35 protein-coding genes are annotated in these 26267 nt (G+C 60.2%); 2 read left to right on the top strand and 33 right to left on the bottom strand.

Translation table 11 applies throughout. From position 1 onward, the window contains the following. Position 1 precedes the first annotated feature (1 nt). Entirely contained in the window at positions 2 to 868 is an 867-nt protein-coding gene (locus J2Z17_RS06000) for a DUF817 domain-containing protein (protein ID WP_377300291.1), read from the bottom strand. A 94-nt stretch (positions 869 to 962) separates the two neighbouring features. Between J2Z17_RS06000 and J2Z17_RS05995 the strand changes: the two genes are divergently transcribed. Further along, positions 963 to 1343 carry a ribosomal maturation YjgA family protein gene (locus tag J2Z17_RS05995; protein WP_209943154.1) on the top strand — a complete coding sequence of 127 codons (381 nt, stop codon included), beginning with the start codon at positions 963 to 965 and terminating at the stop codon, positions 1341 to 1343. 62 nt (positions 1344 to 1405) lie between these two features. Here J2Z17_RS05995 and rplQ read toward each other — a convergent pair whose 3' ends face one another. From rplQ to rpsL, 31 genes are all read right to left on the bottom strand, one after another. After that, entirely contained in the window at positions 1406 to 1834 is a 429-nt protein-coding gene (rplQ, locus tag J2Z17_RS05990; protein ID WP_209943153.1) for a 50S ribosomal protein L17, read from the bottom strand. A gap of 115 nt (positions 1835 to 1949) precedes the next feature. Beyond that, a complete protein-coding gene (locus tag J2Z17_RS05985) occupies positions 1950 to 2960 on the bottom strand; it encodes a DNA-directed RNA polymerase subunit alpha (protein WP_209943152.1) in 1011 nt (336 codons plus the stop codon). A 100-nt stretch (positions 2961 to 3060) separates the two neighbouring features. Continuing rightward, entirely contained in the window at positions 3061 to 3450 is a 390-nt protein-coding gene (gene rpsK / locus J2Z17_RS05980) for a 30S ribosomal protein S11 (RefSeq protein WP_209943151.1), read from the bottom strand. 131 nt (positions 3451 to 3581) lie between these two features. Beyond that, a complete protein-coding gene (gene rpsM, locus J2Z17_RS05975; protein WP_209943150.1) occupies positions 3582 to 3950 on the bottom strand; it encodes a 30S ribosomal protein S13 in 369 nt (122 codons plus the stop codon). A gap of 234 nt (positions 3951 to 4184) precedes the next feature. Continuing rightward, positions 4185 to 4835 (bottom strand): adenylate kinase, encoded by a 651-nt coding sequence (locus J2Z17_RS05970; protein ID WP_209943149.1) that lies wholly within the window; start codon positions 4833 to 4835, stop codon positions 4185 to 4187. Further along, the gene (secY, locus tag J2Z17_RS05965) at positions 4832 to 6172 is read right to left on the bottom strand and encodes a preprotein translocase subunit SecY (RefSeq protein ID WP_209943148.1); all 1341 of its coding nucleotides are present in this window, start codon (positions 6170 to 6172) and stop codon (positions 4832 to 4834) included. Before secY ends, J2Z17_RS05970 begins: the two co-directional genes overlap by 4 nt. A 234-nt stretch (positions 6173 to 6406) precedes the next feature. After that, the gene (rplO, locus tag J2Z17_RS05960) at positions 6407 to 6895 is read right to left on the bottom strand and encodes a 50S ribosomal protein L15 (RefSeq protein ID WP_209943147.1); all 489 of its coding nucleotides are present in this window, start codon (positions 6893 to 6895) and stop codon (positions 6407 to 6409) included. A gap of 16 nt (positions 6896 to 6911) precedes the next feature. Beyond that, on the bottom strand, positions 6912 to 7112 hold the full coding sequence (gene rpmD / locus J2Z17_RS05955) for a 50S ribosomal protein L30 (RefSeq protein ID WP_209943145.1): 201 nt from the start codon (positions 7110 to 7112) through the stop codon (positions 6912 to 6914). A gap of 11 nt (positions 7113 to 7123) precedes the next feature. After that, on the bottom strand, positions 7124 to 7693 hold the full coding sequence (gene rpsE, locus J2Z17_RS05950) for a 30S ribosomal protein S5 (protein WP_209943143.1): 570 nt from the start codon (positions 7691 to 7693) through the stop codon (positions 7124 to 7126). Positions 7694 to 7856: 163 nt separating this feature from the next. After that, complete coding sequence (gene rplR, locus J2Z17_RS05945) at positions 7857 to 8219, bottom strand: 50S ribosomal protein L18 (RefSeq protein ID WP_209943141.1); 363 nt, start codon at positions 8217 to 8219, stop codon at positions 7857 to 7859. A gap of 12 nt (positions 8220 to 8231) precedes the next feature. Continuing rightward, a complete protein-coding gene (gene rplF / locus J2Z17_RS05940; RefSeq protein ID WP_209943139.1) occupies positions 8232 to 8765 on the bottom strand; it encodes a 50S ribosomal protein L6 in 534 nt (177 codons plus the stop codon). A gap of 47 nt (positions 8766 to 8812) precedes the next feature. Continuing rightward, entirely contained in the window at positions 8813 to 9211 is a 399-nt protein-coding gene (gene rpsH / locus J2Z17_RS05935; protein ID WP_209943137.1) for a 30S ribosomal protein S8, read from the bottom strand. A 12-nt stretch (positions 9212 to 9223) separates the two neighbouring features. Further along, positions 9224 to 9529, bottom strand: coding sequence for a 30S ribosomal protein S14 (gene rpsN / locus J2Z17_RS05930; RefSeq protein ID WP_209943135.1), 306 nt, complete (start codon positions 9527 to 9529; stop codon positions 9224 to 9226). A 33-nt stretch (positions 9530 to 9562) separates the two neighbouring features. Continuing rightward, positions 9563 to 10120, bottom strand: coding sequence for a 50S ribosomal protein L5 (gene rplE, locus J2Z17_RS05925; RefSeq protein WP_209943133.1), 558 nt, complete (start codon positions 10118 to 10120; stop codon positions 9563 to 9565). Then, positions 10113 to 10421, bottom strand: a complete 309-nt coding sequence (gene rplX, locus J2Z17_RS05920; protein WP_209943131.1) for a 50S ribosomal protein L24 — start codon at positions 10419 to 10421, stop codon at positions 10113 to 10115. The genes rplE and rplX overlap by 8 nt, the downstream gene beginning before the upstream one ends. Positions 10422 to 10436: 15 nt before the next feature. Then, positions 10437 to 10805 carry a 50S ribosomal protein L14 gene (rplN, locus tag J2Z17_RS05915; protein WP_209943129.1) on the bottom strand — a complete coding sequence of 123 codons (369 nt, stop codon included), beginning with the start codon at positions 10803 to 10805 and terminating at the stop codon, positions 10437 to 10439. A gap of 236 nt (positions 10806 to 11041) precedes the next feature. Then, a complete protein-coding gene (gene rpsQ, locus J2Z17_RS05910; RefSeq protein WP_209943127.1) occupies positions 11042 to 11278 on the bottom strand; it encodes a 30S ribosomal protein S17 in 237 nt (78 codons plus the stop codon). A gap of 12 nt (positions 11279 to 11290) precedes the next feature. Further along, the gene (gene rpmC, locus J2Z17_RS05905; protein WP_209943125.1) at positions 11291 to 11491 is read right to left on the bottom strand and encodes a 50S ribosomal protein L29; all 201 of its coding nucleotides are present in this window, start codon (positions 11489 to 11491) and stop codon (positions 11291 to 11293) included. A gap of 11 nt (positions 11492 to 11502) precedes the next feature. Further along, complete coding sequence (gene rplP, locus J2Z17_RS05900) at positions 11503 to 11916, bottom strand: 50S ribosomal protein L16 (protein ID WP_209943123.1); 414 nt, start codon at positions 11914 to 11916, stop codon at positions 11503 to 11505. A gap of 35 nt (positions 11917 to 11951) precedes the next feature. Further along, a complete protein-coding gene (gene rpsC, locus J2Z17_RS05895; RefSeq protein WP_209943121.1) occupies positions 11952 to 12677 on the bottom strand; it encodes a 30S ribosomal protein S3 in 726 nt (241 codons plus the stop codon). Beyond that, positions 12677 to 13066, bottom strand: a complete 390-nt coding sequence (rplV, locus tag J2Z17_RS05890) for a 50S ribosomal protein L22 (protein ID WP_209943119.1) — start codon at positions 13064 to 13066, stop codon at positions 12677 to 12679. Before rplV ends, rpsC begins: the two co-directional genes overlap by 1 nt. A 2-nt stretch (positions 13067 to 13068) precedes the next feature. Next, positions 13069 to 13347 carry a 30S ribosomal protein S19 gene (gene rpsS / locus J2Z17_RS05885; protein ID WP_209943116.1) on the bottom strand — a complete coding sequence of 93 codons (279 nt, stop codon included), beginning with the start codon at positions 13345 to 13347 and terminating at the stop codon, positions 13069 to 13071. 15 nt (positions 13348 to 13362) lie between these two features. After that, positions 13363 to 14199, bottom strand: coding sequence for a 50S ribosomal protein L2 (gene rplB / locus J2Z17_RS05880; RefSeq protein WP_209943114.1), 837 nt, complete (start codon positions 14197 to 14199; stop codon positions 13363 to 13365). A gap of 17 nt (positions 14200 to 14216) precedes the next feature. Continuing rightward, positions 14217 to 14510: a 50S ribosomal protein L23 gene (locus J2Z17_RS05875; RefSeq protein ID WP_209943112.1), complete on the bottom strand. Its 294-nt coding sequence runs from the start codon at positions 14508 to 14510 to the stop codon at positions 14217 to 14219. Continuing rightward, positions 14507 to 15127: a 50S ribosomal protein L4 gene (gene rplD, locus J2Z17_RS05870; protein WP_209943110.1), complete on the bottom strand. Its 621-nt coding sequence runs from the start codon at positions 15125 to 15127 to the stop codon at positions 14507 to 14509. Before rplD ends, J2Z17_RS05875 begins: the two co-directional genes overlap by 4 nt. Positions 15128 to 15140: 13 nt before the next feature. Beyond that, entirely contained in the window at positions 15141 to 15782 is a 642-nt protein-coding gene (gene rplC, locus J2Z17_RS05865) for a 50S ribosomal protein L3 (protein ID WP_209943109.1), read from the bottom strand. 170 nt (positions 15783 to 15952) lie between these two features. Next, positions 15953 to 16261 (bottom strand): 30S ribosomal protein S10, encoded by a 309-nt coding sequence (gene rpsJ / locus J2Z17_RS05860; protein WP_006728688.1) that lies wholly within the window; start codon positions 16259 to 16261, stop codon positions 15953 to 15955. Positions 16262 to 16625: 364 nt separating this feature from the next. Next, the gene (gene tuf, locus J2Z17_RS05855) at positions 16626 to 17801 is read right to left on the bottom strand and encodes an elongation factor Tu (protein WP_209943094.1); all 1176 of its coding nucleotides are present in this window, start codon (positions 17799 to 17801) and stop codon (positions 16626 to 16628) included. A 69-nt stretch (positions 17802 to 17870) separates the two neighbouring features. Then, positions 17871 to 19970 carry an elongation factor G gene (fusA, locus tag J2Z17_RS05850; protein ID WP_209943108.1) on the bottom strand — a complete coding sequence of 700 codons (2100 nt, stop codon included), beginning with the start codon at positions 19968 to 19970 and terminating at the stop codon, positions 17871 to 17873. Positions 19971 to 20002: 32 nt separating this feature from the next. Next, positions 20003 to 20473 (bottom strand): 30S ribosomal protein S7, encoded by a 471-nt coding sequence (gene rpsG / locus J2Z17_RS05845; protein WP_209943107.1) that lies wholly within the window; start codon positions 20471 to 20473, stop codon positions 20003 to 20005. Positions 20474 to 20561: 88 nt separating this feature from the next. After that, positions 20562 to 20933 carry a 30S ribosomal protein S12 gene (rpsL, locus tag J2Z17_RS05840; RefSeq protein ID WP_003507760.1) on the bottom strand — a complete coding sequence of 124 codons (372 nt, stop codon included), beginning with the start codon at positions 20931 to 20933 and terminating at the stop codon, positions 20562 to 20564. A 505-nt stretch (positions 20934 to 21438) separates the two neighbouring features. On the opposite strand from rpsL, the gene J2Z17_RS05835 reads away from it, so the two are divergent. Beyond that, positions 21439 to 21732, top strand: coding sequence for a transcriptional regulator (locus J2Z17_RS05835; protein ID WP_209943106.1), 294 nt, complete (start codon positions 21439 to 21441; stop codon positions 21730 to 21732). A gap of 285 nt (positions 21733 to 22017) precedes the next feature. Here the strand turns inward: J2Z17_RS05835 and rpoC are convergent, their stop codons facing one another. Then, positions 22018 to 26232 carry a DNA-directed RNA polymerase subunit beta' gene (rpoC, locus tag J2Z17_RS05830; protein ID WP_209943105.1) on the bottom strand — a complete coding sequence of 1405 codons (4215 nt, stop codon included), beginning with the start codon at positions 26230 to 26232 and terminating at the stop codon, positions 22018 to 22020. Positions 26233 to 26267: the final 35 nt, after the last annotated feature.

Genomic DNA, 26267 nt, shown 5'->3' with positions numbered 1-26267 from the left:
GTCAGGTCGGAATATAGATCCTCTCGCGGACATGTTTCAGGGAGGCGACGATGGTGAAGGTCATGATCACCAGCAGCGTCCACGAACTCCACTTGCCCAGATGCACCGTTGACCAGGCGCCCAGCTGGTTGGGATAGTGCCAGACGGCGAAGAAGGTGGAGATGTTCTCGGCAAGCCAGATGAAGAAGCCGATCAGGATGAAGGCCAGGATCAGCGGCATCCTGCGGTCGCGGTCGAAGGGCCTGTAGATCACGGTGGCACGCGCATAGAGCCCGATCGCAAGCGCCGCGATGTACCAGCGATAATCGCCAATGAAATGATGGGTGAAAAAATTGCCGTAAATGGCCAGGGCCACCAGCACCGCCATCCAATAGGGCGGGTGATGGCGGATGCGCACATCCAGCAAGCGCCAGGCCTGGATGATGTAGCTTCCAACCGCCGCATACATGAAGCCGGAGAACAGCGGCACGCCGAGCAGCTTGGTATAGGCAAAATCCGGATAGGCCCAGGACTGGATGGCGCCGGAGGTCTTGAACACTTCCAGCGCAAAGCCGATCAGGTGAAACAGGCAGATGGCCTTCATTTCGTCCAGGGTTTCGAGCCTGGCCCAGACCATCCAGATCTGAATGGCAAGGGCGACCACCAGCAGAAGATCATAACGCGGAATGCCGTAGAGACCGGCGCGCGGCATGGCGAAGATCGAGACGAAGAACAGCCCGGCAAACAGGCAGGCCCGCGCCTCCTTGATGCCGAACAGCAGGAACTCGACGCAGAAGCGGCGCAAGCCAGCCAGGTCCGGCATGGGCGGCAGATCCGTCAGCAGCCGATCGATGCCAGCAAGGCCGGACCGGGCCCTTGTCCGGGACATGTTCATGCGGTCGGGCCTCTTCCATCCAGGCGGTTGCGTTTTACGCCTTCCCCGATACAGAGACATGATGAGGATATCAAACACTCGCTGGCGCATGCGCGGCATCTATCTTGCCGCCGCCCTCGCCGTCATCGCGGCCGGGGTGACATTGCGGCTTGCCGGATATCAGGCAGGTCTGCCCTATCTGCTGGTGAAATACGCGGGCTCTACGCTCTGGGGCGCCATGGTCTTGCTGCTGGTGGCAGCCGTGCTGCCCGGCCGGCCGAGGCTTCAGCTCGCGCTGGCGACCGCGATCGCCGTCGCGGTCGAGTTCGTGCGCCTCTATCATGCGCCCTGGCTCGACCAGTTCCGGCTGACGCTTGCCGGTCAGCTGCTGCTGGGGCGAATCTTCTCGGTCTTCAACATCGCAGCCTACATGGCCGGCATCGCGCTCGCCGCGCTTCTCAATACATGCTGCAACCGTGCGAAAACGTGAAAAGGCCGGGTGATCGCTCACCCGGCCTTTTGATCCGTTCCCTGCCTGACGGCAGGGTTCGATTATGCGGCTTCTGCTTCAGCGTCGGCTTCGGCAGCAACGCGGGCCTTGTCGGCCTTGCCCTTGGCATCGACGTCGCGCTCGACGAATTCGATGACGGCGAGCGGTGCGTTGTCGCCCTGGCGGTAGCCGGCCTTCATGATGCGGAGATAGCCGCCGTTACGCGTGGCGTAGCGGGTGGCGATCGCATCGAACAGCTTCTTGACGGCGTCCTGATCCTGGATCTGGGACAGGGCCTGACGACGGGCGTGCAGGTCGCCGCGCTTGCCGAGGGTGACAAGCTTTTCCACGATCGGGCGAATTTCCTTCGCCTTGGGAACCGTGGTGACGATCTGCTCATGGGTGATGAGCGAAGCCGCCATGTTGGCGAACATCGCCTTGCGGTGGCTTGCGGTACGGTTCAGCTTGCGGCCGGCTTTCTGGTGGCGCATTGCTATTCTCCTTCAAGTGCAGGCTCTCTCTCAGAGGCTGCCGTTTCCTGACACATACAGGCATCCGCCTGCAGTTTGACTGGAAAAGGCAGAGACGACCTGCCTTTTTTGTTTCTTAATATTGGTCTTCGTAACGCTTGGCGAGATCTTCGATGTTCTCTGGCGGCCAGGCCGGCACTTCCATGCCGAGATGCAGGCCCATGGAAGCGAGAACTTCCTTGATTTCGTTCAGCGACTTGCGGCCGAAGTTCGGCGTGCGCAGCATTTCTGCCTCGGTCTTCTGGATAAGATCGCCGATATAGACGATGTTATCGTTCTTGAGGCAGTTGGCCGAGCGGACCGAAAGTTCGAGCTCGTCGACCTTCTTGAGGAGTGCCGGGTTGAACGCGAGTTCAGTGACGGACTCTTCTTCGACTTCCTTCTGCGGCTCGTCGAAGTTGACGAAGACGCCGAGCTGGTCCTGAAGGATGCGGGCGGCAAACGCAACTGCGTCCTCACCCGTGATCGAGCCATCGGTTTCGATGGTCATCAGCAGCTTGTCGTAGTCGAGAACCTGTCCTTCGCGGGTGTTTTCCACCTTGTAGGACACCTTCTTCACCGGCGAATAGAGGCTGTCGACCGGGATAAGACCGATCGGCGCATCTTCCGCGCGGTTGCGCTCGGCCGGCACATAGCCCTTGCCGTTGTTGACCGTGAACTCCATGCGGATCTCGGCGCCCTCATCGAGCGTGCAGATCACGTGGTCGGGGTTCAGGATCTCGATATCGCCGACCGTCTGGATGTCACCAGCCGTCACGATACCCGGGCCCTGCTTGCGGACAACCATGCGCTTGGCATCGTCGCCATCCATCTTGATGGCGATTTCCTTGATGTTCAGCACGATGTCGGTCACGTCTTCGCGGACACCCGGGATCGACGAGAACTCGTGCAGAACGCCGTCGATCTGGACAGCCGTGACGGCTGCACCACGAAGCGACGACAAGAGGACGCGGCGCAGCGAGTTGCCGAGCGTCAGGCCGAAACCGCGCTCCAGAGGTTCCGCAACGAGCGTAGCCTTGGTGCGACCGGAGGAGGTGAACTCCACCTTGTTCGGCTTGATCAGTTCCTGCCAATTCTTCTGAATCATGTTTTTACCTTCCGTTCGTCACCACCATTCAATCGTGGCGACCGAGCATGAGAAGCACCGAGAGGAGCGAAAATCCGCTCCCCGGCAAGACGGATAATGATCAGACGCGGCGCTTCTTGCGCGGGCGGCAGCCGTTGTGCGGGATCGGGGTCACATCGCGGATCGAGGTGATCATGAAGCCGGCAGCCTGGAGGGCGCGCAGAGCGGACTCACGACCCGAACCCGGACCGCAAACTTCCACTTCGAGAGACTTCATGCCGTGTTCCTGGGCCTTCTTGGCGCAGTCTTCAGCGGCGATCTGGGCGGCGAACGGGGTCGACTTGCGCGAACCCTTGAAACCCTTGGCACCGGCAGACGACCAGGCAATGGCATTGCCCTGTGCGTCCGTGATGGTGATCATCGTGTTGTTGAATGTCGAATTGACGTGGGCAACGCCCGCCGAAATATTCTTGCGTTCGCGACGGCGGACGCGTGTGGCTTCCTTGGCCATGGTATCCCTTTCGTTGATCTTAGCACCGCCGTAGTTCCAGCGGCTACACCTGTCCGGGACCTAGACCCCCGACAAAACCCAAAGAAGGCCGGCACGGACGTGCCAGCCCCAATCCCGGAATTCTCCGGAAATTACTTCTTCTTGCCTGCGATGGCCTTGGCCGGACCCTTGCGGGTACGTGCGTTCGTGTGCGTGCGCTGACCGCGGACCGGGAGGCCACGACGGTGACGCAGGCCACGGTAGCAACCGAGGTCCATGAGACGCTTGATGTTCATCGCGGTTTCGCGACGCAGGTCACCTTCGACGCGATAATCGCGGTCGATGGTTTCGCGGATTGCCAGGACTTCAGCATCGGTGAGCTGATGGACGCGCTTGTCGGCCGGAAGGCCGGTCTTGTCCATGATTTCCTGTGCGAATTTCGAGCCGATCCCGTGAATGTAGGTCAGCGCGATGACTACGCGCTTCGCGGTCGGGATGTTGACGCCAGCGATACGTGCCACGCCTTTTCTCCTTGCGTTCCAGTTGCCTCGCGGCAAGTGGCTTCTTGTTACGCGGCCTTTTCGAGGTCGCTTGTTCAAAGACTGAGGTTCTCGACAGGTCAAAGCGACCGAACCCGATCCCCTCACGGGAGAGCGCGCCGTTCACCTCACAGATGTCGCGAGTTGGCGCGCTCTTTAGCGGAATCAGCTGCTGAATGCAACCGGTACCGCAAAGATTCTTGGAATCCCGCCGGATCAGAGACCGGCGAGAATGCTTTCGATGGAGGCCGTCACGGCGTCCATTTCGGCCATGCCGTCGACCGTCTTCAGCTTGCCCTTGGCATAGTAGTAGCCGATCAGCGGCGAGGTTTCCTTGTAGTATACCTCGAGCCGGCTTGCCATGGTCTCGGCATTGTCGTCCGGCCGACGCTTGAACTCGGTCGCGCCGCACTTGTCGCAGACACCGTCCTTGGAAGGCTTGTGATCCGTGTCGTGATAGACCGAACCGCAGGCGGCGCAGGAATAGCGGCCGGAGACGCGGCGAATCAGTTCCTTGTCGTCGACCCGAAGCTCGATCACGACCGACAGGTCGAGATCCTTGGTCGACAGCATCTTCTCCGTTGCATCCGCCTGCACCAGCGTGCGGGGAAAACCGTCGAGGATGAAACCATTTGCACAGTCAGGCTGGTCGATGCGCTCGGAGACGATCGCGATGACGATATCGTCGGAGACAAGCTTGCCGGCGTCCATGACGGCCTTGGCGCGCTTGCCGACATCGGTACCGGCGCTGACCGCTGCCCGGAGCATGTCGCCCGTCGACAGCTGCGGGATACCGTGCCTTTCAACGATCCGCTGGGCCTGGGTTCCCTTCCCCGCGCCCGGTGGGCCTAGAAGTATCAGTCTCATCGTCCCCTCTTTCCTCCACGCAATTTCGATTTCTTGATCAGCCCCTCATATTGCTGAGCGATCAGGTGACCCTGGATCTGTGCTACCGTATCGAGGGTGACGCTGACAATGATCAAAAGGGATGTACCGCCAAGGGCCAACGGGATGCCGGTGCGGGAGATCAGGATCTCGGGGAGCACGCAAACAAACATCAGATAGATCGCGCCGACGACCGTGATGCGCGTCAGCACATAGTCGATATATTCCGCGGTCCGCTCACCCGGACGGATGCCCGGAATGAAGCCGCCATGCTTCTTCAGATTGTCGGCCGTGTCCTTCGGATTGAAGACGATGGCCGTGTAGAAGAAGGCGAAGAAGCCGATCAGCGCCGCATAGAGGATCATGTAGACCGGCTGGCCGTGGCTGAGCTGGGCAACGATGCCCTGGGCCCAGGACGGCAGTCCGGAGGCGCCGGTGAAGCCCGCAGCCGTCGCCGGCAGCAACAGCAGCGAGGAGGCGAAGATCGCCGGGATCACGCCCGAGGTATTCAGCTTCAGCGGCAGATGCGAGGTGTCGCCCTGGAACATCCGGTTGCCGACCTGTCGTTTCGGGTACTGGATCAACAGCCTGCGCTGCGCCCGCTCGACGAAGACGATCAGCGCGATGACCGCGATGGCGACCACCAGGACACCGAGAATCAGCGGCGTCGACAGTGCACCGGTGCGGCCGAGTTCCAGCGTGCCGGCGATCGCCGTGGGCAGGCCGGCGGCGATGCCGGAGAAGATGATCAGCGAAATGCCGTTGCCGATGCCGCGCGAGGTGATCTGCTCACCCAGCCACATCAGGAACATGGTGCCGCCAACCAGGGTGATGACGGTGGAGATGCGGAAGAACCAGCCCGGATCGTTGACGATGCCGGCGCCGCTCTCGAGGCTTGCAGCGATGCCGTAAGCCTGAAGGGTCGCCAGCAGCACCGTGCCGTAGCGGGTGTACTGGTTGATGATCTTGCGGCCCTGTTCGCCTTCCTTCTTCAGGTTCTCGAGCGCCGGGACGACATTGGTCATCAGCTGCACGATAATCGAAGCGGAAATATAGGGCATGATGCCGAGCGCGAAGATCGCCATGCGCTGCACGGCGCCGCCCGCAAACATGTTGAAGAGGCCGAGAATGCCGCCGGCCTGGCCCTTGAAGGCCTGCGCATAGGCTTCCGGGTTCAGACCGGGAAGCGGGATATGCGTGCCGAGGCGGTAGACGAGAAGGGCAGCCAGGGTGAACCACAACCGCTTTTTCAGATCCTCGGCCTTGGCGAAGGTTGAAAAATTGAGGTTGGAGGCCAGTTGTTCCGCTGCAGAAGCCATAAAATTCTCCGCGTAACCGAAGCCGGCAGCGCCGCTGATCAGGGCATGCCGCAAGGGTGTTCAATCGATGTCGGAAAACAGGGCGCGGGAATACTGTGCCGTGCCTCACCCGAGTTTTCCACTATCCCCCGGAAGACGAAACGGCGTCATCCCGTCCACTGGAAATGTGAGGCTCACATATGGGAGAAAAATCGCCCGGTGTGAAGCACCCCGGGCGACAATGCGGCAAAAAGACTATTCAGCCTTCTCGGACTTTTCTGCAGCTGCTTCGAGAAGCTTGATCGAGGCACCAGCCTTTTCGATCTTCTCGACGGCGGTCTTCGACGCACCGGCAACTTCCAGCGAAAGCTTGGCCTTCAGCTCACCACCCGACAGGATGCGAACGCCGTCCTTCGGGCGACGGATCACACCGGCAGCCTTAAGCGCTGCAGCGTCAACGGTTGCCTTCGGATCGAGCTTGCCGGCATCGACTGCAGCCTGAAGACGACCGAGCGATACGGTGACGTATTCCGACGAGAAGATGTTGTTGAAGCCGCGCTTCGGCAGGCGACGATAGATCGGCATCTGGCCGCCCTCGAAGCCGTTGACGGCAACGCCGGAGCGCGCCTTCTGGCCCTTGACGCCGCGACCGCCGGTCTTGCCCTTGCCGGAACCGATACCGCGACCGACGCGGATACGATCCTTGGACGAACCTTCGTTGTCCTTGATTTCGTTCAGTTTCATGGTCACTTCCTCCGTCTCACTTCTCGTCGACGACGCGAACGAGATGCTGGACAGCCCGGATCATGCCACGAACGGAAGGCGTATCTTCCAGAGTGCTTTTCCGGTGCATCTTGTTGAGGCCCAGGCCGATCAGCGTCGCGCGCTGCTTTGCCGGGCGGCGAATGGGCGAACCGGTCTGCTCGACCGTGATCGTCTTGGATTCGGACTTCTTAGCCATCGATGCTCTCCTTATTCTTCAGAGGCAACGCCGGCCGACGCCCGACGCGACTGCAGCGTAGCGTATTTCAGACCGCGCTGAGCGGCGACATCCTTCGGATGCACCTGATGCTTCAGGGCGTCGAAAGTGGCGCGAACCATGTTGTACGGGTTGGACGAACCGGTCGACTTGGCAACGACGTCGTTGACGCCGAGCGTTTCGAACACGGCGCGCATCGGACCACCGGCGATGATACCGGTACCGGCCTTGGCGGCACGCAGCAGAACCTTGCCGGCGCCGTGGCGGCCGTTGACGTCATGGTGCAGCGTACGGCCGTCACGCAGCGGTACGAAGATCATGTCGCGCTTGGCAGCTTCGGTTGCCTTGCGGATCGCTTCCGGCACTTCGCGTGCCTTGCCATGGCCGAAACCGACCTTGCCCTTCTGGTCACCAACGACGACGAGAGCTGCAAAGCCGAAACGACGGCCGCCCTTCACCACCTTGGCGACGCGATTGATCGCAACCAGCTTGTCGACGAATTCGCTGTCGCGCTCGTCACGGTTCTGGCGGTCGTCCCGCGAACCACGTCTATCTTGTGCCATTGTCCTCTTCCTTTTTCTTTTCCGGGTGCAATCGGCAGATTACAAAAAAGGCAAGCCCCCTGCCCCTTCCATCAGAAGTTCGAGGAGGCGACGCCTGTCTTACGGGTCCGGCTCATGCCGGAAAACCGTCCGGGACGCAAGGCCCCGGACGGGAATTCTCAGATCAGAACGACAGACCGCCTTCGCGGGCTGCATCTGCCAGGGCCTTGATGCGGCCGTGGAAGATGAAGGCGCCACGGTCGAAGACGACTTCCTTGACGCCTGCCTTGGTCGCCCGTTCTGCGACCAGCTTGCCGACGGCTGCAGCTGCAGCTGTGTCGGCGCCGGTCTTCAGCGAGGACTTCAGGCCGCCATCGAGGGTCGATGCCGCGGCAAGGGTCTTGCCGGCAACATCGTCGATGACTTGGGCGTAGATGTTCTTCGACGAGCGATGTACCGACAGACGCGGACGGCCATTGGCCACCGCTTTGATCTGACGTCGTACGCGGTTCGCACGACGAACAAGGGCTTCTTTTCTGCTTGCCATTTCGCGCGTTCCTTACTTCTTCTTGCCTTCTTTGCGGACGATCCGCTCTTCGGCATACTTGACGCCCTTGCCCTTGTAAGGCTCGGGACCGCGATATTTGCGGATCTCGGAGGCGACCTGGCCGACAACCTGCTTGTCGATGCCGGTGACGACGATTTCCGTCGGCTTCGGCACGGCAATGGTGATGCCCTGCGGCGGCTCATAGACAACGTCGTGGCTGAAGCCGAGCGCCAGCTGCAGGTTCTTGCCCTGCAACGATGCGCGGTAACCAACGCCGTTGATTTCGAGCTTGCGCTCGAAGCCGTCCTTAACACCCGTGAAGATGTTCTCGATCATCGTGCGGGACATGCCCCACTTAGAACGAGCGTCCTTGGACGGGGTGACCGGCTGGACGACAACAGCGTTGTCTTCCAGCTTGACCGAAACTTCGTCGTTCGCGACGAAGAACAGTTCGCCCTTCGGGCCCTTGGCAGTGATCTTCTGACCATCGATCGTGGCCGTGACACCTGCTGGAACCTGAACGGGCTTCTTACCGATACGAGACATAGTTCAATCCTGTCTGTTTCGTGTTCGGAGATTGTCTGCTTTGGGTCTTAGAAGACCGAGCAGAGAACCTCACCACCAACGTTCTGTTCGCGAGCCTGGTGATCGGCCATCACACCCTTCGGAGTCGAAAGGATGGTGATGCCGAGGCCGTTCGCGACCTGCGGAATGGACTTGACCGAGACATAGACTCGGCGGCCCGGCTTGGAGACGCGGCCGATCTTGCGGATCACCGAATCACCTTCGTAGTATTTCAGTTCGATCTGCAACTCGGACCTGCCGTTATCGAAGGTCACTTCCGAATAGCCACGGATGTAGCCCTCGGAGGTGAGCACGTCGAGAACGTGCGCCCGCAGCTTGGACGCCGGCGTCGAAACGCTCGACTTGCGGCGGCTTACGCCATTGCGGATACGGGTGAGCATATCGCCCAACGGATCTGTCATCGTCATGTGCCCGTCTCCTTACCAGCTCGACTTAACAACGCCGGGAACCTTGCCCGTGTTGCCAAGCTCGCGCAGCGCGATACGCGACATGCCGAGCTTGCGATAAAATGCACGCGGGCGACCGGTGACCAGGCAACGGTTGCGAACCCGGGTCTTGGAGCCATCACGCGGCAGTTCTGCCAGCTTCAGGGTTGCCTTGAACCGCTCTTCGATCGGAAGGGACTGGTTCATGATGATCGCCTTGAGTGCCGCACGCTTGGAAGCGTGGTTGGCGACGATCTTGCGGCGACGGTTATTCTTTTCGACTGCGCTTACTTTCGCCATATCGAAGTTCCTCTTCTACGCTCGTCGTTACGGTTACTGACGGAACGGGAAGTTGAACTCTGTAAGCAGAGCCCGAGCTTCGTCGTCCTTGGTGGCCGTCGTGCAAACGATGATGTCCATGCCCCACATCTGATCAACCTTGTCGTAGTTGATCTCCGGGAACACGATGTGTTCCTTGATGCCCATGGCGAAGTTGCCACGGCCGTCAAAGCTCTTCGGGTTGAGGCCCCGGAAGTCGCGAACGCGCGGCAGCGCGATGTTGACCAGGCGGTCCATGAATTCATACATGCGGGCGCCACGCAGGGTGACCTTCGCGCCGATCGGCATGCCTTCGCGGACCTTGAAGCCAGCGATCGAATTGCGCGCATGGGTGATGACCGGCTTCTGACCGGAAATCGCCGCAAGATCGTTTGCAGCAACCGTGGGCTTCTTCGAGTCAGCTGTCGCTTCGCCGACGCCCATGTTGATCACGATCTTTTCCAGACGCGGGATCTGCATCTCGTTGGTGTAGGAGAACTTCTCCTGCATCGCCTTGCGGATGCGGGAGACGTATTCCGCCTTGAGACGCGGTTCGTACTTTGCCTCAGCCATCGATCACTTCTCCCGAACGCTTGGCCACACGCACCTTCTTGCCGTCAACGACCTTGAAGCCGACGCGGGTCGGCTTGCCGTCCTTGTCGACAACTGCCAGGTTCGACAGGTGCACGGGGGCTTCCTTGTTGATGATACCGGCTTCGCTGGACTGGGTCTGGCGCTGGTGACGCTTGACCACGTTGATGCCCTCAACTACCGCACGATCGTCCTTCGGCATGACCCGGAGAACTTCACCGGAACGACCCTTGTCCTTGCCGGCGAGAATGACGACCTTGTCGCCTTTACGAATCTTTTGCATCGCTAATCCGTCCCTTTACAGTACTTCCGGAGCCAGGGAGATGATCTTCATGTGGTTCTTGGCGCGAAGTTCGCGCGGAACCGGTCCGAAGATACGGGTGCCGATCGGCTCTTTCTTGTTATCGATAAGAACGGCTGCGTTATTATCGAAGCGGATGACGCTGCCATCGGGACGACGGATGTCCTTGGCGGTGCGCACGACAACCGCCTTCATCACGTCACCCTTCTTCACGCGGCCGCGCGGGATAGCTTCCTTGACCGAAACGACGATCACGTCGCCGATCGAAGCGTATTTACGCTTGGAGCCGCCCAGCACCTTGATGCACATGACACGACGCGCGCCGGAATTATCGGCAACGTCGAGGTTTGTCTGCATCTGAATCATGTCAGGTCGCCTTCTTGTTGTACCGGCACGGTTGGGCAAACGCCCCCTATACCGGCATTGCAATATTCAGATTTTCGTCGCGCGGGTAGGATCTTGCCAAGGTGGTTTCCCGGAAAAGGGACCTTCCCTGCGCTTAAAGCAAAAGAACGCTCTCGTCGGAGCGTTCATGCGCCAGTGAGGCGCTTCATACAGCTTTTTCGGCCTGATGCAAGTGCCCAGGCCGAAAAAGGCTGAAATCAGGCGTGGGCGGCTACAACCGTCCAGCGCTTGTCCTTGGAGATCGGTGCGCATTCCTCAATGGAAACCACATCACCGACCTTGTACTGGTTGGTCTCGTCGTGAGCCTTGTACTTCTTGGACCGGCGAACGGTCTTCTGAAGCAGCGGGTGCGCGAATCGACGCTCAACCCGGACCACGACAGTCTTTTCGTTCTGGTCGCTGACGACGACGCCCTGCAGAATGCGTTTCGGCATATTATTCTTCCTTTAGGCCTTGGCTTCTGCCGCCTTCTGGCGGGCAATGGTTTTCACGCGGGCGATATCCTTGCGGACCTCGTCGATGCGCGATGACTTTTCGAGCTGCCCGGTGGCCTTCTGAAAGCGCAGGTTAAACTGCTCCTTCTTCAGGTCGCCAAGCTTTTCTTTCAACTGATCGGCGCTCATGGCGCGGACGTCTGCGGCTTTCATGGGCTTGATCCTTACTCTGCGATGCGCTGTACGAAGCGCGTCTTGACCGAGAGCTTGGCAGCACCGAGGCGCAGAGCCTCGCGAGCGATTTCCTCAGAAACGCCGTCGATCTCGAACATCATACGACCGGGCTTCACACGAGCTGCCCAGTATTCAACCGAACCCTTGCCCTTACCCATACGCACTTCGGTCGGCTTTGCCGTGACCGGAGTGTCGGGGAAGATGCGGATCCACACACGGCCTGCACGCTTCATGTGACGCGTGATGGCACGACGGGCTGCTTCGATCTCGCGTGCGTTGACGCGGTTCGGCTCCTGGGACTTCAGTCCGAATTCACCGAACGCCAGATCAAAACCGCCCTTGGCAACACCCTTGATGCGGCCCTTGAATTGCTTGCGGTATTTTGTACGCTTTGGCTGCAACATTTTCTAGTTCTCCGATTATCTTTCGCCAGCGTAAATCAAGCGTTGTCGCGGCGACGATCGCCACCACGGTCACGGCTCGACGGTCCCTGCGAATCGCCTTCGAGTGCACGGCGCTCGGAGGCCATCGGATCGTGTTCGAGGATTTCGCCCTTGAAGATCCAGACCTTGATGCCGCAGATGCCGTAAGCGGTTTCGGCTTCGGCTGTACCGTAGTCGATGTCGGCGCGCAGCGTGTGCAACGGCACGCGGCCTTCACGGTACCATTCGGTACGGGCAATTTCGGCACCGCCGAGACGACCCGCACAGGTGATACGAATGCCTTCTGCACCCAGACGCATTGCCGACTGAACGGAACGCTTCATGGCACGACGGAAGGCAATACGACGCTCGAGCTGCTGGGCGATCGACTGCGCGACCAGCGTTGCGTCGACTTCCGGCTTGCGCACTTCAACGATGTTGAGGTGCGTTTCGGAATTGGTCATCTCGGAAAGCTTGCGACGCAGCTTCTCGATGTCCGCACCCTTCTTGCCGATGATCAGACCCGGGCGAGCCGAGTGGATCGTGACGCGGCACTTCTTGTGCGGGCGCTCGATGACGACCTTGGCGATACCGGCCTGCTTCAGTTCCTTGTGAAGATACTTGCGGATCTTCAGGTCTTCATGAAGCAGCTGGCCGTATTCGGCGTTGTCGGCGAACCAGCGGCTGTCCCAGGTACGGTTGATGCCGAGGCGAAAACCGATCGGATTGATTTTCTGACCCATTATGCGGCCTCCCCTTTTTCCTCGACTTCGCGCACGACGATCGTCAGATGCGAGAACGGCTTTTCGACACGCGAGGCGCGACCGCGACCACGGGCATGAAAGCGCTTCATCGTGATCGACTTGCCAACATAGGCCTCGGCGACGACCAGCTGGTCGACGTCGAGATCATGGTTGTTCTCGGCGTTCGCGATAGCCGATTCGAGGGTCTTGCGGACCGTGCCTGCAATCCGCTTGCGCGAGAATTCCAGGTCGGCCAGTGCACGCTCGACCTTCTTGCCGCGGATCAGCGCGGCAACCAGGTTCAGCTTCTGAGGGCTGACGCGGATCGTGCGCGCAATGGCCTGCGCCTCGTTATCCTTCAGCCGGCGTTCGGCTTTTGCCTTACCCATCGTTACTTCCTCTTCGCTTTCTTGTCCGCGCCATGACCGTAATAGGTCCGCGACGGAGCGAATTCACCGAACTTGTGACCGACCATGTCTTCGTTGACATTGACCGGAACATGCTTGCTGCCGTTGTAGACACCAAAGGTGAGACCTACGAACTGCGGCAGGATGGTGGAGCGGCGGCTCCACATCTTGATGACTTCATTGCGGCCACCGGCGCGGACCTTCTCAGCCTTCTTGAGAAGATAGCCGTCGACGAAGGGGCCTTTCCATACTGAACGAGCCATTTCTGACTACCTCTCTTACTTCTTCTTCTGGTGGCGCGAGCGCATGATGAACTTGTCGGTCGACTTGTTCGTACGAGTGCGCTTGCCCTTGGTGGGCTTGCCCCATGGGGTCACCGGGTGGCGACCACCGGAGGTGCGGCCTTCACCACCACCATGCGGGTGGTCGACCGGGTTCATGACGACGCCGCGAACATGCGGACGCTTGCCGCGCCAGCGGGTACGACCGGCCTTGCCGTCATTGGTGTTGCCGTGGTCCGAGTTGGACACGGCGCCAATGGTGGCCAGGCAGGAACCCGGAACGAGGCGCTGCTCGCCCGACGTCAGGCGAAGGATTGCCATGCCGGCATCGCGGCCGACCAGCTGAACGTAAGTCCCGGCGGAACGGGCCATCTGGCCGCCCTTGCCCGGCTTCATTTCGACGTTGTGGACGATCGAACCGACCGGGATCGACTGCAGCGGCATGGCGTTGCCAGGCTTGACGTCGACGGCCTTGTCGGAGGCGATGACCTTGTCGCCGACAGCCAGGCGCTGCGGCGCCAGGATGTAGGCAAGCTCACCGTCATCATACTTGATGAGGGCGATGAAGGCGGTGCGGTTGGGGTCGTATTCCAGACGCTCGACCGTGCCTTCGACGTCGAACTTGCGACGCTTGAAGTCCACCAGACGATAGGTGCGCTTGTGGCCACCACCGACGAAACGCACGGTGATGCGGCCCAGGTTGTTGCGACCACCCTTCTTGCTCAGGCCCTCGGTCAGGGTCTTGACCGGCTTGCCCTTGTAGAGGCTCGAGCGATCGACGATGACCAGCTGACGCTGGCTCGGCGTGATCGGGTTAAAGCTTTTCAATGCCATTGTTCTTCTTCCCTCGCTCAGATGCCCGTCGATACGTCGATCGACTGGCCGTCAACAAGCGTGATGACCGCCTTCTTGACGTCCTTCTGCTTGCCGCTGAAGCCGCGGAAACGCTTGGTCTTGCCCTTGCGGACGAGCGTGTTCACGGCCTTGACCTTGACGCCGAAGAGAGCTTCGACGGCAGCCTTGATTTCCGGCTTGGAAGCGTCTTTGGCGACGTTGAAGACGACCTGGTTGTATTCGGAGACCAGCGTCGACTTTTCGGTGATTGCCGGCGAGACAATCACATCGTAGTGGCGAAGATCAGTCATTTGAACCGCTCCTCCAGAGCTTCAACTGCCGCCTTGGAGAGGACGAGCTTGCCGCGGCGCAGGATGTCATAAACATTGATGCCCTGAACCGGCAGAACATCGACATTCGGGATGTTTGCGGCTGCGAGCTTGAAGTTGCTGTCGATCTCCGCGCCGTCGATGACGAGCACATTGGTGAGACCGAGCGTAGCGAAGGTGCCAACCAGCGCCTTGGTCTTGGCATCGGCCGAAACGAGCTGATCGACGATGATCAGGTCTTCCGACTTCAGCTTGGCAGACAAAGCGTGACGCAGAGCCAGCGCGCGAACCTTCTTGGGAAGGTCATGCTCGTGGCTGCGAACAACGGGACCGTGGGCTCGGCCACCGCCACGGAACTGCGGTGCACGTGCCGAATGGTGACGAGCGCGGCCCGTACCCTTCTGCTTGTACATCTTCGCACCGGTGCGGGAAACTTCCGAACGGGTCTTGGTCTTGTGGCCGCCAGCGCGCTTCTTGGCGAGCTGCCAGCGAACGACGCGAGCAATGATGTCTTCGCGCGGATCGAGGCCGAAAATCGCATCCGACAGGGAAACCTTGCCGGCGTCTTTGCCCTCGAGGGTCTTGACGTTCAATTCCATTGGTTTGGCTCCCTTACTTCGATGCCGACTTGATGGCATCGCGAACGACGATCCAGGTTCCCTTGGAACCGGGAACTGCGCCCTTGACCAGGATCAAACCGCGATCATCATCGGTGGATACGACTTCGAGGTTCTGGGTGGTGACGCGCGTCTGGCCCATGTGACCAGCCATGCGCTTGCCCTTCCAAACCTTGCCCGGATCCTGGTTGGAACCGGTCGAACCGTGCGAACGGTGCGATACGGACACGCCGTGCGTGGCGCGGAGGCCGCCGAAGTTATGGCGCTTCATCGCACCGGCAAAACCCTTACCGACCGTGGTGCCAGTGACGTCGACCAGCTGGCCGGCTTCGAAATGGCTCGGCACGACCTGGGCGCCGACGTCGATCATGTTGTCTTCGGTGACACGAAACTCGACGAGCTTGGCCTTGGGCTCAACGCTTGCGGCGGCGAAGTGACCGCGAAGGCCCTTCGTCGTGTTCTTCACCTTGGCCTGGCCAGCGCCGAGCTGTACGGCCGTGTAGCCGTTCTTCTCGACAGTCCGCTGCGACACGACCTGGCAGCCGTCGACCCGCAGAACCGTTACCGGGACATGCTCACCGGCGTCGTTGTAGACGCGGGTCATCCCTACTTTCTGTGCAATCACACCTGAACGCATGGTTCATTCCTCTTGAGAGTCGGGGACAGGACTGAATATGTCCGTCCTTTACCTCTTTGTTTAAGGATTCCGATCAGGCCCTTCCGAACCATCCGGTTTCCCGTTTTAAGAAGCCGTTGGCAGGTCTTGCCACGTACCTTCCTTGTTATTTCGGCTCTCGCCGGAATTCCTTAGAGCTTGATCTCGACGTCGACGCCAGCCGCCAGGTCGAGCTTCATTAGCGCGTCCACGGTCTGGGGGGTCGGATCAACAATGTCGAGCAGGCGCTTATGGGTGCGCATCTCGAACTGTTCGCGGCTCTTCTTGTCGACGTGCGGCGAACGGTTAACGGTAAATTTTTCAATGCGGGTGGGGAGCGGAACAGGTCCACGAACGCTAGCGCCGGTGCGCTTGGCGGTCGAGACGATCTCCCGAGTAGAGGCATCGAGAACCCGGTGATCAAACGCTTTGAGGCGGATGCGGATATTCTGGCCGTTCATTCGACTTGTCCTATTCGTTCTTCTTGCGTCCCGCATGCGCAGAGACAGTGAATTACCAATTACGGCCGGCCCCTAATTTTCAAAAATCACAGGGACACCCGAAAAGATGTCCCTGTCACTTAATAGGTAAGGATGCCTGCCATTGTCCGGCGCGCGGGCCGATAAATTTGCAGAACAAGAGAGGGCGGCAAATCACCGCCCGACTCTTTCCATGGGCGGCGACATAGCCTGTCCCCGGCCATTCGTCAACCCGATTACTCGCAGATGGAGCAAGAGGCAGACCGTGTCGCGATCGATTGGCGCCACGGCACCCTCCGATCAGCGAAAAGGCGTCGGCAGCAAAGGCCGCCGACGCCCGTAATCCTTACTCGATGATCGAGGCGACGATGCCGGCGCCGACGGTGCGGCCGCCTTCGCGGATCGCGAAGCGCAGCTTTTCTTCCATCGCGATCGGAACGATCAGCTCGACCTGAACCGTGACGTTGTCGCCCGGCATCACCATTTCCGTGCCTTCCGGAAGCGACACGATACCGGTCACGTCCGTCGTGCGGAAGTAGAACTGCGGACGATAGTTGGTGAAGAACGGCGTGTGACGGCCACCCTCTTCCTTCGTCAGGATGTAGGCTTCTGCCATGAACTTCTTGTGCGGCTTGACCGAACCCGGCTTGCACAGGATCTGGCCACGCTCGACGCCGTTACGGTCCACACCGCGGACCAGGGCGCCGATGTTGTCGCCGGCCTGGCCCTGATCGAGCAGCTTGCGGAACATTTCAACGCCGGTAACCGTCGTCTTGGAGGTGTCCTTGATGCCGACGATCTCGACTTCTTCACCAACCTTGACGATGCCGCGCTCGACGCGACCGGTCACGACCGTACCACGACCCGAGATCGAGAACACGTCTTCGATCGGCATCAGGAACGGCTGGTCGATCGGACGCTCAGGCGTCGGGATGTAGGCGTCGACAGCCGCCATCAGTTCGCGAACGGCGTCTTCGCCGATCTTCTTGTTGGAATCTTCAAGAGCGGCAAGCGCCGAACCCTTGACCACCGGAATGTCGTCGCCCGGGAAGTCGTAGGACGACAGAAGTTCGCGCACTTCCAGCTCGACGAGCTCCAGCAGCTCTTCGTCGTCGACCTGGTCGACCTTGTTCAGGAACACGACGATCGCCGGAACGCCAACCTGACGGGCGAGCAGGATGTGCTCGCGGGTCTGCGGCATCGGGCCGTCGGCAGCCGAGCAGACCAGGATCGCGCCGTCCATCTGGGCAGCACCGGTGATCATGTTCTTGACGTAGTCGGCGTGGCCGGGGCAGTCGACGTGGGCGTAGTGACGCGCTTCCGTCTCGTATTCCACGTGCGCCGTCGAGATGGTGATCCCGCGGGCCTTTTCTTCCGGCGCCGCATCGATCTGGTCGTAGGCGCGGTAGTCGCCGAAATACTTCGTGATCGCTGCCGTCAGCGACGTCTTGCCGTGGTCAACGTGGCCGATCGTACCGATGTTTACGTGCGGCTTGTTACGCTCGAATTTGCTCTTTGCCATAACTTGGCTCTCCGTTCTCTCACTCCCTGGGGGAGAATTCTTATCATTTGGATTGCGAGGGTATTCCGGTCACTTCTGACCGGAATACTTTGCCTGGATTTCCTGTGCGACGTTCGACGGCACCGGTGCATAATGGTCGAAGACCATCGAGTACTGTGCGCGGCCCTGGCTCATGGAGCGCAGGTTGTCGACGTACTTGAACATGTTGGCCAGCGGCACATGGGCGTTGATGACAACGGCCACACCGCGGCTTTCCTGGCCCTGGATCTGGCCACGACGCGAGTTCAGGTCGCCGATCACGTCACCGACGTAATCTTCCGGCGTTACCACTTCGACCTTCATCATCGGCTCGAGCAGCTGGGCACCGGCCTGACGGGCTGCTTCACGGAAGCAGGCACGCGAGGCGATTTCGAACGCCAGGACCGAGGAGTCGACGTCGTGGAAGGCACCGTCGATGAGCGTCGCCTTGACGCCCAGCATCGGGAAGCCTGCCAGCGGGCCGGAAGACAGAACGCTTTCGATACCCTTCTGAACGCCCGGGATATATTCCTTCGGAACAGAGCCGCCGACGATCTTGGATTCGAAGACGAAATCTTCGCCATCCGGGTTCGGTTCGAAGACGATCTTGACGCGCGCGAACTGGCCGGTACCACCGGACTGCTTCTTGTGCGTGTAGTCTTCTTCGTGCTGCTTCGTGATGGTTTCACGGTAGGCAACCTGCGGCGCGCCGACGGTCGCTTCAACCTTGAACTCACGCTTCATGCGGTCGACGAGAATGTCGAGGTGAAGCTCGCCCATGCCGGCGATGATCGTCTGACCGGATTCGTGGTCAGTCTTCACGCGGAAGGACGGATCTTCAGCCGCCAGGCGGTTGAGCGCGAGGCCCATCTTTTCCTGGTCGCCCTTGGTCTTCGGCTCGATGGCGATCTGGATGACCGGCTCGGGGAATTCCATGCGTTCCAGGATAACCGGCTTCAGCGGATCGCAGAGCGTGTCGCCCGTCGTGGTTTCCTTCAGGCCGGCGAGCGCAACGATGTCGCCGGCAAAGGCTTCTTCGATGTCTTCACGGCTGTTGGAATGCATCTGCAGCATGCGGCCGACGCGCTCGCGCTTTTCCTTGACCGTGTTCATGACCGACTGACCCTTTTCGAGCTTGCCGGAATAGACGCGGGCGAAGGTGAGCGAACCGACGAAGGGGTCGTTCATGATCTTGAACGCAAGCATCGCGAGCGGCTCGTTGTCGTCGGCGTGACGAACAATGTCCTCCTCGGTCTTCACGTCGATGCCCTTGATGCCGTCGATGTCGATCGGCGAAGGCAGGAAGTCGACAACCGCGTCGAGCAGCGGCTGAACACCCTTGTTCTTGAAGGCGGTGCCGCAGAACATCGGATGGAACTTCACGTCGATCGTGCCGCGACGAACGAGTTCGCGGATCTTGTCGTTATCAGGCATTTCGCCTTCGAGATAGGCTTCCATGGCCGCTTCGTCGATCTCGACAACCGTCTCGATCAGCTTTTCGCGGTACTCTTCCGCCTTTTCCTTCATGTCGGCCGGGATCTCGACGACGTCCCAGGCAGCGCCCAGCGACTCGTCCTGCCAGATCAGGGCGTTCATTTCGATCAGGTCGATGACGCCCTTGAACTCGGTCTCGGCGCCGATCGGCAGCTGCATGACAACAGCCGTGGCACCCAGGCGGGTCTTGATCATCTCGACCGAGCGGTAGAAGTCCGCACCGGTCTTGTCCATCTTGTTGCAGAAGATCATCCGCGGGACGTTGTACTTCTCGGCCTGACGCCAGACGGTTTCCGTCTGCGGCTCTACACCGGCGTTTGCGTCGAGAAGCGCGATCGCACCGTCGAGCACGCGCAGCGAACGCTCGACTTCAATGGTGAAGTCGACGTGGCCGGGGGTGTCGATGATGTTGAAGCGGCGCATCTTGCCGTCGCGACCCTTCCAGAAGGTCGTGGTGGCAGCGGACGTGATCGTGATGCCACGCTCCTGCTCCTGCTCCATCCAGTCCATGGTGGCTGCGCCGTCATGAACTTCGCCGATCTTGTGCGACTTGCCGGTGTAATAGAGAATACGCTCGGTCGTCGTTGTCTTGCCGGCGTCGATGTGCGCCATGATACCGAAGTTACGGTAGTCTTCGATTTTATATTCGCGAGCCATAACGGACTGCCTTTCAGTAGACGATCGTTGGATTACCAGCGGTAATGCGAGAAGGCGCGGTTCGCGTCTGCCATCTTGTGCGTGTCTTCACGCTTCTTGACGGCGGAGCCACGGTTGTTGGCAGCATCCATCAGTTCGCCCGACAGGCGATCGACCATGGTGGTTTCGTTGCGCTTGCGCGCAGCGGCGATCAGCCAGCGGATGGCGAGGGCCTGACGGCGCTCCGGACGGACGTCGACCGGCACCTGATACGTTGCACCACCGACGCGGCGAGAGCGGACCTCGACGTGCGGTGCAACATTGTCCAGTGCCTGGTGAAAGATCGTTACCGGCTCCTGCTTGGTCTTATCCTGGACGGTATCGAACGCACCGTAAACGATGGTTTCGGCAACCGACTTCTTGCCATGCAACATGATGGCATTCATGAACTTGGTCACGACCAGGTCACCGAACTTCGGATCCGGGTTGATCTCACGCTTTTCTGCTTTATGGCGACGGGACATATTTTTCGTCTCTTCAATGATGTTGATGGCGCTTTATCACGCGGAGAACCTCGCGCAGCGCCCGGATTGTGTCGGGATCGACCGAAGCTTACTTCGGACGCTTTGCACCATACTTCGAACGGCGCTGCTTACGGTTCTTGACACCCTGGGTATCGAGGACACCGCGGATGATGTGGTAGCGAACGCCCGGCAAGTCCTTGACGCGGCCGCCGCGGATCATCACCACGGAGTGTTCCTGCAGGTTGTGGCCTTCACCCGGAATGTAGCCGATGACTTCGAAGCCATTGGTCAGACGGATCTTGGCAACCTTACGCAGAGCCGAGTTCGGCTTCTTCGGGGTCGTTGTGTAGACGCGGGTGCAAACACCACGCTTCTGCGGATTTTCCTGCAGCGCAGGAACCTTGTTGCGCTTTACCTGTGCCTGACGCGGCTTGCGGATAAGCTGGTTTACTGTGGGCATATAACCATCCCTTTGATGTCTTGCTCTCAGCCCTTTCGGGCCCCTAATGCCCGCCTTCGACAAACGCAACACCGCACTATCATGCGCAAAATGTGGCCCGATCCGCTTTTTCGTTGCGGATGGACCACAAAAGACAGAGGACGCGCCGGGGCGCGTCATGCGTGCAGCTTTCGTGTCGTCAACGGACGTAAAGAACCTTGTTTGAGGAAAACTCCAGGACGTGGCGTCCCGAATAGCGTGCCTCACATTGGCTCTGATGGCGGGCGTACTACTGTTTTCACCACCAGCCGTCAAGGGTGAATGACAAATTATTGCCCCCGACAGAGGCCTTGCGGCCCGAAAGTCCGGGACTTTTGCCGCCTGGGAACACCCCTCCCCTGTCAACGGTTGGGATTGTCCCTATATTGCGCTAGAATCGCGCAGACGCCCTGCCCGACACCACTTGCCGGCGCTGATTTCGAACGCGCCGGCCGATATCTCTCCCTCAATAAGGCTTCCCGGCACCATGATCAATAACCCTGACAATGACAACGCCACCGATTCGCCCATGGTCTTCATCGTCATTGCCAAGGCCTATGAGGTCGAGGGCGGCGAAGGCATCGACCTGCATGTGATGGTCGCAGCACCCGACGACGACTCGGCCGTGCGCGCGACCCTGAATGCGCTGTCGGAGGAAGGCTTCCTGGAGGCCGATCTGGACCAGATCGGCATGGTCACCGAAATGCCCGATGAAGAGCCGCACGCCTCCGCCTATCAGGGCGCACTCGAGGGCGAAGTGGCGATCATCCGCTTCGGCTGACGCACCGGCAGCCCCACGCCATCCGAACATGCGCGCCATGGCCGTCGGTAACCCCGGCGGCCATTGTCGTTTAACGGCGCGCCAGACGCGCCCCTGCCCGCGGTAGCCTTCACCGCGTCAGGATGGCAGCGGGGCATGTCCGGGACGCGTCCAGCACGGCGTCCCGGCTGCGCCTCGGCATCCGCGCACTCATCAGCGCACCAAACGGCAAAAAGGCGCCCGGGTGACCGGACGCCTTTTGCATGTCAGAGGCGCTGCCTGCGATAGCCCGCAGGCACTCCGATATTATTCGCCTGCGACCGACTGTTCGCTGGCGGCCAGATCCTGCAGCATCGGGGTCGCAACCTCCGAGCCCGAACCGCTCTTGCGCTCCTCGAGGATGAGGTCGTCGCGCGAGGTGGCGATGCGGCGGATCTGCGTCATGGTCCCGCCGGTACCGGCCGGGATCAGACGGCCGACGATGACGTTTTCCTTCAGACCCTGCAGCGTGTCGGTCTTGCCGGCAATCGCAGCTTCGGTCAGCACCTTGGTCGTTTCCTGGAAGGAAGCAGCCGAGATGAAGGACGGCGTCTGCAGCGAGGCCTTGGTGATGCCGAGCAGGACCGGCAGGCCTTCGGCCGGCTTCTTGCCCTGTTCCACCAGTGCCACGTTCAGGTCATCCAGTTCGATCCGGTCGACATTGTCGCCGACGATGTAGGTGCTGTCACCCGCATCGGTGATCTCGACCTTCTGCAGCATCTGGCGAACGATCACCTCGATGTGCTTGTCGTTGATCACAACGCCCTGCAGACGGTAGACTTCCTGGATCTCGTTGACGAGGTAGGACGCCAGGGCTTCCACGCCCTTGATCGCCAGGATGTCGTGCGGTGCCGGGTTACCGTCGAGGATGTAGTCACCCTTTTCGATATAGTCGCCTTCCTGAAGGTGGAAGGGCTTGCCCTTCGGGATCAGGTATTCGACCTGTTCGACACCGTCTTCCGCCGGCTCGATGATGACGCGACGCTTGTTCTTGTAGTCGCGGCCCATGCGGATCGTACCGTCGATCTCAGCGATGACGGCGTGATCCTTCGGACGACGCGCTTCGAACAGTTCGGCCACGCGCGGCAGACCACCGGTGATGTCCTTGGTCTTGGCGCTTTCCAGCGGCGAACGTGCAAGCACGTCAGCCTGGGAAACCTTCTGACCAGGCTCGACCGACAGAATGGCGTCGACCGAGAGCAGGAAGCGGGCATCGCCACCGCGTGCCATCTTCATCACTTCACCATTGGCGTCCTTGATGACGATCGCCGGCTTCAGATCGGAGCCGCGCGGCGTCGAACGCCAGTCGATGACCTGACGCTTGGTGATACCGGTCGACTCGTCGGTCGCTTCCAGAACGGAGAGGCCGTCGACAACGTCTTCGAACTCGACCGTACCGGCCACATCCGTCATCACAGGGCGGGTATAGGGGTCCCACTCGGCGAGACGCTGGCCGCGCTTGACCTTGTCGCCGTCGTCGACAAACAGCTTGGAGCCGTAGGCGACGCGCTGCGAGGACCGTTCCACGCCACGTTCGTCCAGGATCGTCACCGACAGCGTACGGCCCATGGCGACGAGAACGCCGTCGGAGTTGCGCAGCATGTTGCGGTTCTTGATCTGGATCGTGCCCTCATAGGACGCTTCCAGGAACGAGCTGTCGACCACGTTTGCCGTACCGCCAAGGTGGAAGGTACGCATGGTAAGCTGCGTGCCCGGCTCGCCGATCGACTGTGCGGCGATGACGCCGACCGCTTCGCCCTGGTTGACAGGGGTACCGCGGGCAAGGTCACGACCGTAGCAGACCGAGCAGACGCCCGTCTGGACTTCGCAGGTCAGCGCCGAGCGGATGCGGATCGACTGGATACCGGCCTTTTCGATCTCGATGACATCGGGCTCGAGGATCATCTTGCCGGCATCGACGATACGCTCGCCGGTGACCGGATGATCGATGTCATCCAGGGCCGTACGGCCGAGGACGCGCACGCCGATGGAGGCAACCACCTGACCGGCATCGACGATGGCGGTCATGGTGAGGCCTGTCTCGGTGCCGCAATCGACCATGTTGACGATGCAATCCTGCGCAACGTCCACCAGACGACGGGTCAGGTAACCCGAGTTCGCGGTCTTCAGGGCGGTGTCTGCCAGACCCTTACGGGCACCGTGGGTCGAGTTGAAGTACTCGTTGACGGTCAGGCCTTCCTTGAAGTTCGAGATGATCGGCGTCTCGATGATTTCACCCGACGGCTTGGCCATAAGGCCGCGCATGCCGCCCAGCTGACGCATCTGGTTCACCGAACCACGCGCGCCGGAATGGCTCATCATGTAGATCGAGTTCATCTGCTTCTGGCGACCGGTCTCCGGGTCGAATTCGACGGCCTTAATGCGGGCCATCATTTCTTCCGTGACCTTTTCGGTCGCCTTGCCCCAGGCGTCGACAACCTTGTTGTACTTCTCGCCCTGGGTGATCAGGCCGTCGTTGTACTGCTGCTCGTATTCCTTGACCAGCGATTCCGTCTCGCCGACGATCTTCGCCTTGGCGTCCGGAATGACCATGTCGTCCTTGCCGAACGAGATGCCGGCGCGGCAGGCATGGCCGAAGCCGAGCTGCATGATCCGGTCGCAGAAGATCACCGTGTCCTTCTGACCGCAGTGACGATAGACCGTGTCGATCATCTTGGAGATGTTCTTCTTGGTCATTTCCTGGTTGCAGGTGTCGTAAGGCACCTTGAAGTTCTTCGGCAGAAGTTCGCCGATGAGCATGCGACCCGGAGTCGTCTCATGGATCTCGGAGACCGGCTTGCCGTCTTCGTCCACCGTCTTGAAGCGGCCACGGATCTTCGAGTGCAAGGTCACGACCTTGTTCTCGAGCGCGTGGTGCAGCTCGCCGATGTCGGAGAAGACCATGCCTTCGCCGGGTTCCTTCTGGTTCATGATCGACAGGTAATAGAGGCCGAGGACCATATCCTGCGACGGCACGATGATCGGCTGACCATTGGCCGGATGCAGGATGTTGTTGGTCGACATCATCAGCACGCGGGCTTCGAGCTGGGCTTCGAGCGACAGCGGCACGTGAACGGCCATCTGGTCGCCGTCAAAGTCGGCGTTGAAGGCCGTGCAGACGAGCGGATGCAACTGGATCGCCTTGCCTTCGACCAGGATCGGTTCGAAGGCCTGGATGCCCAGGCGGTGCAGTGTCGGCGCGCGGTTCAGCAGCACCGGATGCTCGCGGATGACCTCGTCGAGGATATCCCAGACTTCCGGCTTTTCCTTTTCAACCAGCTTCTTGGCCTGCTTGACGGTCGAGGAATATCCCTTGGCGTCGAGACGGGCGTAGATGAACGGCTTGAACAGTTCGAGCGCCATCTTCTTCGGCAGGCCGCACTGGTGCAGCTTCAGTTCCGGACCCGTCACGATAACCGAACGACCGGAATAGTCGACGCGCTTGCCGAGCAGGTTCTGACGGAAGCGGCCCTGCTTGCCCTTGAGCATGTCGGACAGCGACTTCAGCGGACGCTTGTTTGCGCCGGTGATGACGCGGCCACGGCGGCCGTTGTCGAACAGCGCATCGACAGATTCCTGCAGCATGCGCTTTTCGTTGCGGATGATGATGCCGGGAGCGCGCAGTTCGATCAGGCGCTTCAGACGGTTGTTACGGTTGATCACGCGACGATAGAGGTCGTTGAGGTCGGACGTCGCGAAACGGCCGCCGTCGAGCGGCACCAGCGGACGCAGATCCGGCGGGATCACCGGCACGACCTTCATGATCATCCATTCCGGACGGTTGCCGGATTCCATGAAGTTCTCGACGATCTTCAGACGCTTCATCAGCTTCTTCTGCTTCAGATCGGACGTGGTCGTCGCCAGATCCTCGCGCAGTTCGCCGGCGATCTTCTCGAGATTCATCGATGCCAGCATCTCGTAGATGGCTTCGGCACCGATCATCGCGGTGAACTGGTCCTCGCCGTATTCGTCGACGGCCATCATGTACTCTTCCTCAGACAGAAGCTGGTTCTGCTTGAGGGCCGTCAGGCCGGCTTCGGTCACGATGTAGTTCTCGAAGTAGAGAACGCGCTCGACATCCTTCAGCGTCATGTCGAGCAGCGTCGAGATGCGCGAAGGCAGCGACTTCAGGAACCAGATATGGGCAACGGGCGCCGCGAGTTCGATATGGCCCATGCGCTCACGGCGAACGCGCGACAGGGTGACTTCCACGCCGCACTTTTCGCAGATGATGCCCTTGTACTTCATGCGCTTGTACTTGCCGCACAGGCACTCATAGTCCTTGATCGGACCAAAGATGCGGGCGCAGAACAGGCCGTCGCGCTCCGGCTTGAAGGTACGATAATTGATGGTTTCCGGCTTCTTGATCTCGCCGTAGGACCACGACAGGATCTTCTCCGGGCTCGCGATCGCGATCCGAATGGAATCGAAGTGCTGAGCCGGCACCTGCGGATTGAAAAGGTTCATGACCTCTTGGTTCATGCCTATCTCCTTGTGGGGCGAAACGCCCTCGCTTG

Origin of the sequence: Heterorhizobium halophytocola (assembly GCF_017873095.1) — a bacterium.
Classification (GTDB): domain Bacteria; phylum Pseudomonadota; class Alphaproteobacteria; order Rhizobiales; family Rhizobiaceae; genus Allorhizobium; species Allorhizobium halophytocola.
This window is presented reverse-complemented; position numbering and strand designations above follow the sequence as displayed.